This is a genomic window from Streptomyces sp. NPDC015130, assembly GCF_043080005.1.
GTDB lineage: Bacteria > Actinomycetota > Actinomycetes > Streptomycetales > Streptomycetaceae > Streptomyces.
The window spans coordinates 137,181-150,608 of record NZ_JBIBVC010000001.1 but is presented as its reverse complement, the minus strand read 5'-3'; the positions used below and the strand labels follow the sequence as shown (position 1 = coordinate 150,608).

Below are 13,428 nucleotides of genomic sequence, written 5' to 3'. Positions count from 1 at the left end.
ACATTCCGGTCACTCGAAGCGGGCGGCCAGCAGGACCATGTCCTCCTCGTCGTCAGCGGCGCCGCGTCCGAGGCCCTCGGGCAGCAGCGTCCGCAGGACGTGGTCGGCGATCGCGCCCGGGTCGCCCCGGTCCGCCTTCGGCACGCTCGCGGCGGCCGCGTGGAGGCGTGCGAAGGCCCGGTCCATGGCGTCGCCGGTACGGCGCAGCAGCCCGTCCGTGTAGAGAAGCACCGTTTCTCCCGGGGCGGGGGACAGCTCGACGCTCGGCGCCTCCCAGCAGGAGAGCATCCCGAGCGGAGCCGAGAGCGAGGTCTCGACGAACTCGGTGCGGTGCTCGCCGATGACCAGCGGCGGGGCGTGCCCGGCCCCGGCCAGGACGATCCGGCGCTGCGCGGGCTCGGCGTAGGCGAAGAGCGCGGTCGCCGAGCGCGCGGGCTCGGTGAGCCGGAGCAGGAGCTCCAGGTCGGAGAGGACGGCGACGGGATCCTCGCCCTCCATCACCGCGTACGCCCGGAGGGAGGCGCGCAGCCGTCCCATGGCGGCCAGCGCGCTCGGGCCGGTGCCGGAGACGGAGCCGACGGCGAGCCCCAGGGCGCCCTCGGGCAGCGGCAGCGCGTCGTACCAGTCGCCGCCACCCCGGGGGCCGGTGCGGTGGCGGGCGGCGAGCTGGACGCCGGGGACGCGGGGGAGGCGGCTCGGGAGCAGCTCCTCGGCGACGGTGGAGACCTGCGCGTGGGCGCGCTCGACCTGGAGCAGGCGGGCGAGGTGCTCGGTGGCGAAGCGGCCGTACAGCCCGATGAGGTGCCGCTGGCGCTCGGAGGGCTCGGCGGGCTCGTCGTAGAGCCAGACGGCCGCGCCCAGCCGGCCGGCCTCCTCGGTGGCGAGGGGCAGGGCGTAGCTGGCGGCGTAGCCGAGGCGGGCGGCGACCTCGCGGTGGCGCGGGTCGAGGCCCTCCTCCGTACGGACGTCGGGGATGGCGATCGGATCGGGGACGCGGGCCGGGTCGGCGGGATCGGGGAGGCCGTCGAGGAGGCGGCCGTAGCTGGTGGCGCCCCGCGGGACGGTCTCGATCGTGCCGAGCTCGGCGTGGGCGAGCCCGAGGCCGATCGTGGTGGCGGGGCCGAGGCCGTCGGCGGGTTCGAGGACGGCCATGCCCCGGCGCGCGCCGACGAGGGCGGCCCCGGCACCGAGGACCTCGGGCAGGGCCTCGTCGAGGGACGAGGTCCTGATGAGGCGCTCGGTGAGTTCGTGGAGGGTGGTGAGGTCGGAGACCCAGCCGGCCAGCCGGTCCTGGATCAGCGCGCCGGGCGGGAGGGCCGCGTCGGCGGGTGTCGCCGCCGCGGGGACCCCGGAGAGGGGCGCCGTAGTGTGCGGGGAGTGGGGAACCGTGGAATCGATTCCGGCCACTTTCGGCATGTGTGGGGCGCTCATGTCAGTCGGCTTTCCGACCGGTGCGTTTGACGCCATAGCATCGCAAACCCCCATGTCATTCTGCGCCGCTCGATGCATCCACATCTACACGCACGGGAGGAGCGATGTCCAGCATTGTCCCCATGGCACTTGTGGTGTCCGTGAGCTCGTGCGCAAGGGTTGAAGTACGCGAGAAGTTGGCCGAAAATTGCCCCCGGTGTGCACCTTTTGCGGTCGACTGGCGTCGTTTGAAAGCGCGTCATTCCGAGCGTGCTGGGTACGTACTCGATGACAGGCAGGGGCAGTTGGAGCTGCCCCGGAACGTGCCGTGGAACCCCGGCGTCCTACATGCCGCAGGCCTCGGCCCGTCCCCCAGTGGCGGGGAACGTGTTCTGACCCGGCTTGGATCTGGCACCGATACGGATCGACCTGGCTCGACCTGGTTCCGACCTGGCTTCACCCGGTTCCGACCTGGCTCCACCTGGTTCTGACCTGCTCCACCGGTTCCTCCCCGGCTCGACCTGGCTCCACCGGTTCATACCTGGCCCGTCGACCCCGCTTCCGGCGTGGGGCGGAGCGCCACCGACCTTGTACGCGCTGATACGCACGGTGAAGAGATCTGCACATGGTGTGATGTGGATTCGGCGTTCAACGGAAAGGAACGAGCGCTCATGCGCGAGATCCTCGGAATCCTGGGACCCCTCCTGAGGCGAGGCAGGCGACGCAGGCTCCGGCTCCGGCGTCGCGAGGTGACGACCGCCCGGCTCGACGCGGCGGTCGCCTTCGCCGTCGAGTGGGACTGGCCCGTGCTGCCTGGCGTGGGCCTGAGCGCGAAGACCCGTACGGCCGCGGGGCCCGCCTGTGCCTGCCCCGACCCCGAGTGCGCCGTGCCCGGCGCGCACCCCTTCGACCCCGGCCTCCTCGCGGCCACCACCGACGAGCGGATGATCCGCTGGTGGTGGACCAGGCGCCCGGAGGCGCCGGTGGTGCTCGCCACGGGCGGTGGCGCGCCCTGCGCGGTGAGCCTGCCCGCGGTGGCGGGAGCGCGGGCGCTGGCGGCGCTCGACGCGATGGGCATGCGGCTCGGCCCGGTGGTGGCGACGCCGACGCGCTGGTCGATCCTCGTCGCGCCCTACGGCCTGGAACGGCTCGGGGAGCTGCTGTACGCGAAGGACAGCGTGCCCAGCTCGCTGCGGTTCCACGGCGAGGGCGGCTATCTGCTGCTGCCGCCCTCGGTCGCCGGGAGCGGACAGGTGCGGTGGGAGCGGGCGCCGCTCGTCGGCTCGGCCCGGCCGTGGCTGCCGGACGTGGAGGCCGTGGTGGACGCCCTGGTCGAGGCGAGCACGAGCGCACCGGGCGGCGGGAGCCGGCTCACGTACTGAGCGATGAGTGCTCACGGGACGAGGTGGGTGCTCACGCACTGAGGTGAGTGTTCACGCACTGAGGCGGGTGCTCACGCACTGAGCGGTGACTGCTCACGCACTGAGCGGTGAGTGCACGCGTACGCGGAGGTGCGCGCAGGGGACATTCACCCGAACGGGTGTGTCCTGGCCCGACTTGCAGGGGAAACGGGCGCGCGGCCGACCGGGCGCCCGCCGGCCGCCGATATGTTCGCCCCACCCGTCGAAGATCCCGGGCGAAGGAGCAGGTGGGTCGCATGAGTCCGGTGATGAGCCCGGCGAAACTCCGCACGGTCGGGCTCGGGGCGGCCGTCGTGGTCGCCGTCCTCGTGCCGATCGTCGCGGTGGCCGGCCCGACGGCCGATCCCGTACGGCCTGCCGGCGCGGGCGACGCGAAGTCCGGGGGCGGGCGCGGTGCCGGCTCCGCGGCGCGAGCCGGGGACGGGGGCCTGCTGACGGACCTGGGGGTCGGGAACGGGCCTCGTACGGAGGGGCCGCCCGCCGCCGGTGCGGCGCGGCCCCGCGCTTCCGCCCCTGCGGAGTCCTCCCCCGGCTCCCCCTCCGATGCCCCGGCCGCCTCCTCCGCCACATCGGTCCCATCGGTCACTCCGGTGTCTCCGGAACGGATCACGAAGTGTGGGCCGGAACTCGCCTCTCCCGAGGGCGTCGAGGCGCAGACCTGCGTCCTGACCGAGGGGCCCGACACCTGGGCGCGTACGTACTACCGGAACGCGTCGAGGCAGGATCTCGACGCGTTTCTGACCCTGATGGCGCCCGGCGGGCGGACCGTACAAGTGCGTTGCCCGGTCGAGGCGCAGGACGAACCGGGAACCTGCGAAACACCCAGGGAACGCGCTCAGGGCAAGGCCACCGCGTATACGGCGGTCGCGGAATTCGCGGGTAGCGGCGAAGGGGGCGACACCCCGCTGCTGCTGCGGGCGGGCAGCAACACGGCGGACACCGAAGGAAGTTGAGTGCCGAACGCGCCGACGTGGCCGGGGCGGGCATAGAAACGCCCGATCGCTGGCGACGGGGGATGCACCAGCGACCGGGCTTCCAGAACGGTAACAAGAGATCTGCTGTTCGCAAATTCGATCTCGGTTATTCGGACAGGGATTTACCCGCCCGCAGACCGGGTTGTGGCGGAAGTCACCGACTGGTCGGTCTGTCAGTCACCGATACCACCTGGGGTATCAGCTGAGAGTCACCTGACGGTTCGTGAGGCCGCCACGCGCCCGGCGCTCTTCGGCCGTGAGCGGGGCGTCCGAGGCGAGCGCCCCGGCGAGCCGCTCGGCGAACTCGGCGGCCGGCTTCTCGCACTCCTCGGCGGTCATGGAGGTCGGCAGGTCCCACACCGGCACCATGAGGCCGTGGGCGCGGAAGGAGCCGACGAGGCGGGTGTTCTCGCCGAGGGACGTGCCCTCGCCGGCCTGGAGGCGGGCGAGCGCGTCGAGGAGCTTCTCCTCCGGGTGCGGCATGACCCAGCGCAGGTGGTTCTTGTCCGGGGTCTCGCACCAGTACGCGGAGTCCACACCGGTCAGCTTGACCGTCGGGATCGCGGCGGCGTTGGCGCGCTCCAGGGAGGCGGAGACCTCGGGGTCGGCGCCGTCGGCGGAGGCCGGGATCCAGAACTCGAAGCCCGTGTGGACCTCGGGCTCGAACGGCGCGTCCGCGTCGAGCAGCTCCTGCAGGCGCGGGCCCTCGGCCGGCACGCGGCGCGGCGGGACCGGGTTGCCCGGCTCGGTCTCCAGAGCGCGCTGGAGGGTGTCCGCGAGGTCGCGCGCGAGGTCGCCGGAGGAGGAGTCGTTCTGCAGGGCGAGGAGGACGGAGCCGTCGTCGCGGCGCAGCGCCGGCCACGCCATCGGCAGCACGGTCGCGAGCGTCACGGACGGCACGCCCTCGGGCAGCCCGCCCTTCAGGGTGAGCGGCACGGTGGCGGCGGGCACGAGCTCGCGGAGCGCGACCCAGTCGCACTCGCCGGGCAGACCCTCGAAGGGGCGCTGGACGAGCTCGGTCACGGCGTGCGCGGCGGACCGGCCGTGACAGGCCTTGTAGCGGCGGCCCGAGCCGCAGGGGCAGGGCTCGCGCGCGCCGACGACCGGGATCTCCCCGCTCGTGACCTGTGCCTGGCCGGCCTTGCCGGCCTTCGTCTGGGGGCGCTTCTTGGCCATGGTGTGGCTTTCTCCCGATCGCGGCGGTGCTGTGTGCAGCTGTATCGGGCGCGAGCCTAGCCGCACAGCGCGCCACCACTCCTCAGGCGGGGCGCGGGCCCTGCCCTCACGCACCCCGGTGCCCTCGGACTCCGGTGTCTCTGTGCTCCGGTGCCCCCGTGCTCCGGTGCCGGTCCGGTCCGCCGATGTCAGTCCAGATCGTCGTACGCGTCGAGGAAGTCGAAGCCGGAGCCGCCGCCGACGCGCGCCGCGAAATCCTCGCGGCGGTGTCCCTCGGTGACCACGACCCAGACCGTGACCTCGCCGGTCGCGCTGTCCCGTACACCCCAGTCCTGGGCCAGCGCGCTGATGATGTTCAGCCCGCGTCCGCCGCGCGCGGTGACCGAGGGAGTCGACGGTACGGGTCTCGTGGGACCACCGCCGTCCGTCACCTCCACCCGCAGACCGCCCGCCGAGTCCACCCGCCAGGCCGCCAGTACGTCGCCCTCGCCCCGCTCCTCCCGCCCCAGCGGCCTGCCGTGGCGACAGGCATTGCTGAGCAGCTCCGAAAGGATCAGTACCGCGTCGTCGACGACCGATTCCGACACCCCGCTACGGTACAGCTCGTCCCGCATCCGGTGTCGCGCCTCACCCACGCCGGCAGGGCCATGGGGAACGGCCATGCTCGACGACGTGGGCACCTCTTGTGCCACCACCAACGCCACCCCCGAGACCTCCTTTGCCCCACGCCACCGTGTGGATGCCCCACTGAACTGCACCGGAAACCGGCCAAGGTGCGTGGCGTGTCGCACTCGTGACGATCGAGTACGCGCTGAACGCGCCGGTGCACTCCCCGTAAGCCCTGATGAAGGTGTGACGAGTGGGGCGGGAGAGCAGGGATCAGCCGCGGCCCAGCTGGTCGAGCACCAGCTTGGGACGGTTGGTGATGATCGCGTCCACCCCCAGGCGCACGCAGAGCTCGACGTCCTCGGGCTCGTCGACCGTCCAGACGTGGACCTGGTGCCCGGCCTTCTTGAGCCGCAGGATCACGGCGGGGTGGTGGCGGACGATCCGGATCGAGGGCCCCGCCACGCGCGCGCCCGCGGGGAGGCGCCCGTCGCGCAGTCGCGGGGTGACGAACTGGGTGAGGGAGACGGTCGGCAGGGTCGGGGAGGCGGCGGCGATCCGGTGCAGGGAACGGGCCGAGAAGCTCATGATCCGCACGGGGGAGTCCTCGCGGGACGCGGGCGCGTCGAGCCCGAACCGCTTCAGGAGCTGGAGGAGCCGCTCCTCGACCTGGCCGGCCCAGCGGGTGGGGTGCTTGGTCTCGATGGCCAGCTCGACCCGGCGGCCGGCGTCGGAGACCAGCTCCAGGAGGCGCTCCAGGGTGAGGACGGAGGTGTACTCGGGGTCTCCCCAGTCGGGGCTCTCCGAGGCGTCGTCCCGCTCCTCGCGCTCCTTCCAGACGCCGAAGTCGAGCGCGGCGAGGTCGGCGAGTTCGAGGGCGGAGACGGCACCGCGACCGTTCGACGTACGGTTGACGCGACGGTCGTGCACGCAGACGAGGTGGCCGTCGGCGGTGAGCCGGACGTCGCACTCCAGGGCGTCGGCGCCGTCCTCGATGGCCTTCACATAGGCGGCCAGGGTGTGTTCCGGGGCGTCCTCGGAGGCTCCGCGGTGGGCGACGACCTGGACCGGGGCGCTGTTCGGGTGCTGCCGTGCGTGAGTCACGGCGTCATGGTGCCATTGGCGGGGCCGGGCGAGCACACGGGGCTGTCCGTTCTGTCCGTATATAAAGGATGGAGTGCAGATGCACAGCTCCGCCTTACAGCGGCCTGACGTGCTGTGGGAAAAGCTGGTCACAGCACCCTGGGCAATGACACGCAGACAAGCGAGCGCAGGCAAGCGCAGCCAAAGACAGTCCTAGACGGTCATAGACAGTCACACGCAGCCAACGAGCAGTCGACGAGGAGAGCGAGCTGTGAGCACCGAGAACGAGGGCACGGCGGTTCCGGCGGACCCGACTGCCCCGTCCGTCCCTCCGACGCCTCCGACCCCTCCCGTACCTTCGACTCCGCCGGCGGCGGAGGCACCGACGACGGAGCAGGCCCAGGTGCCCGCTCCCGAGCCCGCCCCGGCCCCTGCCCCTGCCCCTGCGGCCCCGGCCCCGGCGCCCGCAGCCGTCCCGGCGCCCGCTCACCCCGCCCCCGCGCCCGCCGCGGTCGGCGGAGCCGGTGGCTGGCCCCCGCCCCCGCCGGCCGTACCGGCCTGGGGTGCGCCCGTACCCGCCGCTCCCGAGGCGCCCCGCAAGCGGACCGGAGGCCTCGTGGCGGCCGTCCTGGTCGCGGCGCTCGTCGCGGGCGGTGTCGGCGGCGGCATCGGCTACTGGGCGGCCCAGCGGGGCGACAGCGAGAGCACGGGCTCGACGACGGTCTCCTCGGGCGAGGCCCCGGCCTCGTTCAAGCGCGACCCGGGCACGGTCGCCGCGGTCGCGGCGAAGGCGCTGCCGAGCGTGGTCACGATCCAGGCGAAGTCCGGCGGAGCGCGCGGCGAGAGCGAGGGCGGCACGGGCACCGGCTTCGTGTACGACCAGGAAGGCCACATCGTCACGAACAACCACGTGGTGGCCTCGGCGGCGGAGGGTGGCACGCTCTCCGTGACGTTCCCCGACGGCAAGACGTACGACGCGGAGGTCGTCGGCCGCGCCCAGGGCTACGACGTGGCCGTCCTGAAGCTCACGAACGCCCCGAAGGGGCTGAAGCCGCTGCCGCTCGGCAACTCCGACCAGGTGGCGGTCGGCGACTCGACGATCGCGATCGGCGCGCCCTTCGGCCTCTCGAACACGGTGACGACGGGCATCATCAGCGCCAAGAACCGCCCGGTGGCCTCCGGCGACGGTCAGGGCGGCGGCAACTCGTACATGAGCGCCCTGCAGACGGACGCCTCGATCAACCCGGGCAACTCCGGCGGCCCGCTGCTCGACGCGAGCGGCGCGGTCATCGGCATCAACTCCGCCATCCAGTCCACCGGAAACGGCTTCGGCCAGTCCCAGGCGGGCTCGATCGGCCTCGGCTTCGCGATCCCGGTCAACCAGGCGAAGAACGTGGCCCAGCAGCTGATCAAGACGGGCAAGCCGGTCTACCCGGTGATCGGCGCGACCGTGAACATGACCGAGCAGGGCGAGGGCGCGACGATCGCGACCCAGGGCACCGGCGGCACCGCTTCGGTCACCCCGAACGGCCCGGCGGCGAAGGCGGGCCTCAAGGCCGGCGACGTGATCACGGGCTTCGGTGGCCATGTGATCGACAGCGGTCCCACGCTCATCAGCGAGATCTGGACCCACAAGCCCGGAGACTCGGTCAAGATCACCTACGAGCGCGACGGGAAGACGGCGACGGCCACGGTCACCCTCGGCGAGCGCACGGGCGACAGCTAGAAAGCCAGAACCTGCCCGGACGAGGACGAGGACGAGGACGAGAACGAGGGCGGGAACGGGAACGGGAACGGGAACGGGGGGAGGGGAGCGCCGACACCAGGCGCTCCCCTCCCCCATCTCGTGTCTCGGTCTCGGTCTCGTCCTCGGGGTCTACGACCGTCGGCCGCCGTGAGAGGCGAGGGTCTCGGTGCGCGACTCCCGCGCGTCCCACACCTCGTCGCTCGCGACGTCCGCGATGTCGATCCGCGAGGTGCCGTACTCGCGGAGCTCGTTCCCGCGGAACTCCCCGAACTCGCCTCCCTGAGGCCCGTTCCGGTGCGCGGGGCGGCGGCGCGGCTCGTCGTCGCCCATGATCAGCAGCGGGTCGAACATCACGACGGCCGCGGCCAGGACGAGGAAGATCAGCGGGCCGACGAGCATCGGCAGCACGTTCAGGAGCGAGGAGCCCTCGGCGGTGTGGGCGGTGCCGTCGACCCGCACGCTGACCGCGGCCATCCCCGTGTAGTGCATGCCGGTCACGGCGACGCCCATGACGGCACTGGCACCGAGACTGGCCAGGAAGCCGCGGACCGAGACGGCCGCCCACAGCGCGGCGGTCGCCGCGACGACGGCGATGACCACGGAGACGGCGACGACGGCGGGGGAGTAGTCGAGCTGCCCGTTCATGCGCATGGCCCCCATGCCGAGGTAGTGCATGCCGGCGACGCCGAGCCCGGTGAGCAGGCCCGCGATGAGCAGCGGGGCCGGCCTGGTGCCGAGGTAGCCCACGATGAAGACGCCGATGCCCACGACGGCCACGGCCACGAGGAGGCTGAGGAACGTCAGGGAGGAGTCGTACGAGATCGGCGTCTCCCGCACCTGGAAGCCGAGCATGGCGATGAAGTGCATCGTCCAGATCCCGCATCCGATCGACGCCGCGCCGAGCGCCAGCCAACCGGGCTTCCGCGCCCGGCGGGTACTGAGGGACCGGACCGTGCAGCGCAGTCCCAGGGCGCTTCCCAGACAGGCCATCACATAACCCACCAAGGGCGTGACCATGCCGTAGCTGAAGCCGTCGATCGTGCCGTGCACCCTGCAACCCTTCGGGAATCACACGGCGAATGCCGCGAATCCCATATATGTGGAGATCTTGTGAACAAGGGACTCTAACCCAGCCGCCTCCCCGGTCGACCCCGCCCCACCCCGCTCCCCAGCCGGTACGCTGTAGCCCGCTCCGCCCCAGGTGGGCCGGGGCGAAGGTGGGTTGCCCGAGCGGCCTAAGGGAACGGTCTTGAAAACCGTCGTGGCAGCGATGTCACCGTGGGTTCAAATCCCACACCCACCGCAGCAGGTCGGCGCGCGCGTCGACCGGAAGGGGCGCCTCTCGTCAGAGGCGCCCCTTTCCGCTCGGCCTGCCGGGGGGCGATGCGCGGACGCCCGATGCGCGGGACGCCTCGCCGGGTGAGAGGGTTCTCGGCATGGTGCGGATCGTGCTGGTTCAGGGGGACATCACCGCCGAGGCGGCCGACGCGGTGGTCAACGCCGCGAACTCGTCGCTGCTCGGTGGCGGAGGCGTCGACGGGGCCATCCACCGGAAGGGCGGGCCGGAGATCCTTGCCGCCTGTCAGGAACTCAGGCGCTCGCACTACGGCAAGGGCCTGCCGACCGGGCGGGCCGTGGCGACGACCGCGGGACGGCTGCCGGCCCGGCATGTGATCCACACCGTGGGGCCGGTCTGGTCCCGGGACGAGGACCGTTCGGCCCTGCTGGCATCCTGCTACCGCGAATCGCTGCGGATCGCCGACGAGCTGGGTGACCGGACGGTCGCCTTCCCTGCCATCTCCACCGGGATCTACGGCTGGCCCATGGACGACGGGGCCAGGATCGCCGTGGAGACCGTGCGGGCCGCCCGTACCGAGGTGGAGGAGGTGCGCTTCGTGCTGTTCGACGCGGTGGCGTACGCGGCCTTCGAGGCGGCGGTGGGCATGCCCGACCTTCCGTAGGGAAGATCGCAGAACATTTCCGCCATGGCGGACCGTGAGTTCGAATTCCGCGATTCCGGGACGCGCCGGGGCGTCTTTCCGAGAGAAAGATTGGCGGAAAATCTGCCGGAACGCTTCCTCCCTTGCCGCGCCCGGACTCCCTCGGCCGCAGGCCCCTCCGCAACCGGCTGAGCTGCGCCTTTCTCACTTCGCCGGGGTTTATCAAGCTGTCCTCACGCTTGCGGGGGAATAACCCGCTCCGGGGTGGTTCGCCGGGGATTCGGTGGGCAACTCTGGATTCGCGACGTCGAGCACAACGACCGAGGCGGTCGGCCAACTGCCTTGGTAATGGCTGTAGTTCAGAGAAGTTCTCGAAGCAGTTCCGTGCAAAGCACCAGTTTCAGTTCCCGGAGGAACAGACATGGCAAGCATCCGTACCGCCCGCGTCCTCGCCGCTGCCGCCGCCCTGCCCCTCGCCGCCGCGCTCTTCACCGGGGTGGCCCAGGCCGACAACGGTGGGTTCGCGGACGACGGATCGAACACGAGCGTCGCCACGATCATCGGCAGTGGTGTGGGCGGGGACAACTTCGGCAACTCGACCACCACGCAGCAGGTGGCGACCGGTTCCGGTGCCTCCAACCAGAACAACACCGCGAGCGTGAACGGCTCCGCGTTCACCCACATCGACCAGTCGAACGCGGTGGTGAACTTCTTCCCGTGGTGGTAGCCGGCAGCAGCACGGGAGCCGGCCCGCAGGGGGGTGTGACCGCGGTGTGAACGACGGCCCGTACGCCGGTACTTCGGTACCGGGCGTGCGGGCCGTCCGCGTTTTCGCGCCCCGCGCACCCGGGGGGCGTGCGGTCGCCGACCTTGACAGGGGTCCTGAATCTGACGGACAGTCAGAAACCTCAGTCGTCCCACGGGAGGCCGTCGCCGTGCACCTCGCCCCGACCGAGCGGCAGCTGCGGCTGCGCGCCGAACTCCGCGCTTACTTCCGCGAGGTGATGCCCGACGGCCCCCCTCCCCCCGACGACGCCGCCGCCCAGCGCCGGCTGCTCCGCCGGATCGGGGACGACGGCCTGCTCGGCCTCGGCTGGCCCGAGGAGTACGGCGGCCAGGGCCGCGGCCCCGACGAGCAGTTCGTCTTCTTCGACGAGGCCTACCGGGCCGGCGCACCCGTCTCCATGGTCACCCTCAACACCGTCGGACCCACCCTCATGAAGTACGGGACCGACGAGCAGAAGGCCTACTTCCTGCCCCGGATCCTGCGCGGCGAGACCGTCTTCGCCATCGGCTACAGCGAGCCCGAGGCCGGTACGGACCTCGCCTCGCTGCGGACCCGGGCGGTCCGGGAGGACGAGGGGTGGCTGATCGACGGGCAGAAGATCTTCACCTCCAACGCCCAGAACGCCGACTGGATCTGGCTCGCCTGCCGCACCGACCCGGACGCGCCGCCGCACCGCGGCATCTCCATCGTCCTCGTCCCCACCGGCTCGCCGGGCTTCTCCTGGACGCCGATCGTGACGGTCGGCGGGCTGACGACGACCGCTACCTACTACGACGGGATACGCGTCCCCGCCGGGAACCTCGTCGGGCCGGAGCACGGCGGCTGGGGACTGATCACCGAGCAGCTCAACCACGAGCGGGTCGCCCTCGCCGCGATCGGCATGCAGGCCGAGGACTTCTTCGCGGCGGCGCTCGACCGGGCGAGTACCCCCGATCCGGTGACGGGCAGGCGTCGCATTGACGAGCCGTGGATACGGATCCGGGCCGCCGAAGCGCATGCCCGGCTGGCGGCGACACGCCTGCTCAACTGGCGTTTGGTGGGGGACGTGGGGGCCGGCCGGCTGGCCCCGGGGGACGCGAGCGGCGTGAAGTTCGCGGGAACCGAATCGGCGGTCGAGGTGTATCGAATATGTCAGGAGATCGCGGGCGGGGCGGGGACGGTGCGAGCGGGTTCGCCGGGGGAGTTCGACGGCGGCGAGCTGGAGCGCATGAACCGGGCCGCGCAGATCAACACCTTCGGGGGAGGGGTGAGCGAGGTGCAGCGCGAGATCGTCGCGAGGATGCGGCTCGGCATGAAGGGGAGGGGGCGGCGATGAACGAGGGGGAGCGGACGGCGCGGACCGGCGGGGGTTCCGCGGCGGACGCGTTGTACGAGCGGATCGTCGCCTTCGAGGGGCGGCCCGCCGCCACCGCGGGGGTCGGCAAGGACCCGGTCAACCTGCCCATGATCCGGCACTGGTGCGAGGCCATGGGTGATGTCCACCCGGCGTACGAGGGGCCGGGGGCGGTCGCGCCGCCGACCATGCTCCAGGCCTGGACGATGGGCGGGCTCTCCGGGCACGGCGACCGCTCCGAGGCGTACGACGAGCTCTTCGCGCTCCTCGACGGCGCCGGGTACACCTCGGTCGTCGCGACCGACTGCGAGCAGGAGTACCTCCGGCCGCTGCGACCGGGGGACGCGATCACCTTTGACGCCGTCATCGAGTCCGTGTCGCCGCGCAAGACGACCAGGCTCGGGACCGGGCACTTCGTCACGACCCGCATGGACGTCCGGGCGGACGGCGAGCTCGCGGGCACGCACCGCTTCCGCATCCTCAAGTACGCGCCCGCGCGGCGCCCTTCGAAGCCCGCCCCGCTCCCCCAGGAGCCCGCCGCCGCGGCGCCCCGACGGCCCCGCCCGGTCGTCAACCGGGACAACGCCGGATTCTGGGAGGGCGTGGCCGCGCACCGGCTGCTCATCCAGCGCTGCGGAGGCTGCGCGAGCCTGCGCCTGCCCTGGCTGCCGGGATGCGCCGAGTGCGGCTCGCCGGAGTGGGACACGGTCGAGGCGAGCGGCGCCGGGACCGTCTACTCGTACGTGGTCATGCACCACCCTCCCTTCCCGGCCTTCGACCCTCCCTACGCGGTGGGGCTGATCGAACTGGCCGAGGGCGTACGGATGATCAGCAACGTGGTGGGCGTGCCGTACGACAAGGTCCGGATCGGGATGCCGGTGCGGCTGGAGTTCCTGCGGGTCGACGAGGAGCTGGAGCTTCCCGTCTTCCGTGCGGGAGGGGAGGGCTGAC

12 protein-coding genes and 1 tRNA gene are annotated in these 13,428 nt (G+C 72.1%); 8 read left to right on the top strand and 5 right to left on the bottom strand.

The window, feature by feature from the left end; all coding sequences use genetic code 11:
• Positions 1–9: 9 nt before the first annotated feature.
• On the bottom strand, positions 10–1,467 hold the full coding sequence (locus ACF08F_RS00730) for a PP2C family protein-serine/threonine phosphatase (RefSeq protein ID WP_392296343.1): 1,458 nt from the start codon (positions 1,465–1,467) through the stop codon (positions 10–12).
• 614 nt (positions 1,468–2,081) lie between these two features.
• On the opposite strand from ACF08F_RS00730, the gene ACF08F_RS00725 reads away from it, so the two are divergent.
• Together ACF08F_RS00725 and ACF08F_RS00720 are read left to right on the top strand one after the other, a co-directional pair.
• Positions 2,082–2,792 carry a bifunctional DNA primase/polymerase gene (locus tag ACF08F_RS00725; RefSeq protein ID WP_392296342.1) on the top strand — a complete coding sequence of 237 codons (711 nt, stop codon included), beginning with the start codon at positions 2,082–2,084 and terminating at the stop codon, positions 2,790–2,792.
• A gap of 629 nt (positions 2,793–3,421) precedes the next feature.
• Positions 3,422–3,784, top strand: a complete 363-nt coding sequence (locus tag ACF08F_RS00720; protein ID WP_392296341.1) for a hypothetical protein — start codon at positions 3,422–3,424, stop codon at positions 3,782–3,784.
• 219 nt (positions 3,785–4,003) lie between these two features.
• Here ACF08F_RS00720 and ACF08F_RS00715 read toward each other — a convergent pair whose 3' ends face one another.
• The 3 genes from ACF08F_RS00715 to ACF08F_RS00705 all read right to left on the bottom strand — a co-directional run bounded on the left by ACF08F_RS00715 (position 4,004) and on the right by ACF08F_RS00705 (position 6,691).
• Positions 4,004–4,981: a DUF5926 family protein gene (locus ACF08F_RS00715; protein ID WP_392296340.1), complete on the bottom strand. Its 978-nt coding sequence runs from the start codon at positions 4,979–4,981 to the stop codon at positions 4,004–4,006.
• 188 nt (positions 4,982–5,169) lie between these two features.
• Positions 5,170–5,772, bottom strand: coding sequence for an ATP-binding protein (locus ACF08F_RS00710; protein ID WP_392296339.1), 603 nt, complete (start codon positions 5,770–5,772; stop codon positions 5,170–5,172).
• 88 nt (positions 5,773–5,860) lie between these two features.
• Positions 5,861–6,691 (bottom strand): glycerophosphodiester phosphodiesterase, encoded by an 831-nt coding sequence (locus ACF08F_RS00705; protein ID WP_392296338.1) that lies wholly within the window; start codon positions 6,689–6,691, stop codon positions 5,861–5,863.
• A 250-nt stretch (positions 6,692–6,941) separates the two neighbouring features.
• Here ACF08F_RS00705 and ACF08F_RS00700 point away from each other — a divergent pair, with 250 nt between their 5' ends.
• Positions 6,942–8,396: a S1C family serine protease gene (locus tag ACF08F_RS00700; RefSeq protein ID WP_392296337.1), complete on the top strand. Its 1,455-nt coding sequence runs from the start codon at positions 6,942–6,944 to the stop codon at positions 8,394–8,396.
• 150 nt (positions 8,397–8,546) lie between these two features.
• Here the strand turns inward: ACF08F_RS00700 and ACF08F_RS00695 are convergent, their stop codons facing one another.
• Positions 8,547–9,467, bottom strand: a complete 921-nt coding sequence (locus ACF08F_RS00695; protein WP_392296336.1) for an MHYT domain-containing protein — start codon at positions 9,465–9,467, stop codon at positions 8,547–8,549.
• 166 nt (positions 9,468–9,633) lie between these two features.
• Between ACF08F_RS00695 and ACF08F_RS00690 the strand changes: the two genes are divergently transcribed.
• The 5 genes from ACF08F_RS00690 (at position 9,634) to ACF08F_RS00670 (ending at position 13,427) form a co-directional block, all read left to right on the top strand.
• Positions 9,634–9,720: transfer RNA gene (locus ACF08F_RS00690), tRNA-Ser, on the top strand.
• A gap of 133 nt (positions 9,721–9,853) precedes the next feature.
• Positions 9,854–10,378: an O-acetyl-ADP-ribose deacetylase gene (locus ACF08F_RS00685; RefSeq protein WP_392296335.1), complete on the top strand. Its 525-nt coding sequence runs from the start codon at positions 9,854–9,856 to the stop codon at positions 10,376–10,378.
• A gap of 400 nt (positions 10,379–10,778) precedes the next feature.
• Positions 10,779–11,084 carry a hypothetical protein gene (locus ACF08F_RS00680; RefSeq protein WP_392296334.1) on the top strand — a complete coding sequence of 102 codons (306 nt, stop codon included), beginning with the start codon at positions 10,779–10,781 and terminating at the stop codon, positions 11,082–11,084.
• 208 nt (positions 11,085–11,292) lie between these two features.
• Positions 11,293–12,459, top strand: coding sequence for an acyl-CoA dehydrogenase family protein (locus ACF08F_RS00675; protein ID WP_392296333.1), 1,167 nt, complete (start codon positions 11,293–11,295; stop codon positions 12,457–12,459).
• Positions 12,456–13,427, top strand: coding sequence for a bifunctional MaoC family dehydratase N-terminal/OB-fold nucleic acid binding domain-containing protein (locus ACF08F_RS00670; RefSeq protein WP_392296332.1), 972 nt, complete (start codon positions 12,456–12,458; stop codon positions 13,425–13,427). The genes ACF08F_RS00675 and ACF08F_RS00670 overlap by 4 nt, the downstream gene beginning before the upstream one ends.
• The last annotated feature ends 1 nt before the right edge of the window (position 13,428 follow it).

What these genes read in the sequence shown, in the direction of transcription:
- ACF08F_RS00730 (WP_392296343.1), bottom strand. Translation starts at nt 1,467, where the DNA reads ATGGCGTCAAACGCACCGGTCGGAAAGCCGACTGACATGAGCGCCCCA.
- ACF08F_RS00725 (WP_392296342.1), top strand. Translation starts at nt 2,082, where the DNA reads ATGCGCGAGATCCTCGGAATCCTGGGACCCCTCCTGAGGCGAGGCAGG.
- ACF08F_RS00715 (WP_392296340.1), bottom strand. Translation starts at nt 4,981, where the DNA reads ATGGCCAAGAAGCGCCCCCAGACGAAGGCCGGCAAGGCCGGCCAGGCA.
- ACF08F_RS00685 (WP_392296335.1), top strand. Translation starts at nt 9,854, where the DNA reads ATGGTGCGGATCGTGCTGGTTCAGGGGGACATCACCGCCGAGGCGGCC.
- ACF08F_RS00680 (WP_392296334.1), top strand. Translation starts at nt 10,779, where the DNA reads ATGGCAAGCATCCGTACCGCCCGCGTCCTCGCCGCTGCCGCCGCCCTG.
- ACF08F_RS00670 (WP_392296332.1), top strand. Translation starts at nt 12,456, where the DNA reads ATGAACGAGGGGGAGCGGACGGCGCGGACCGGCGGGGGTTCCGCGGCG.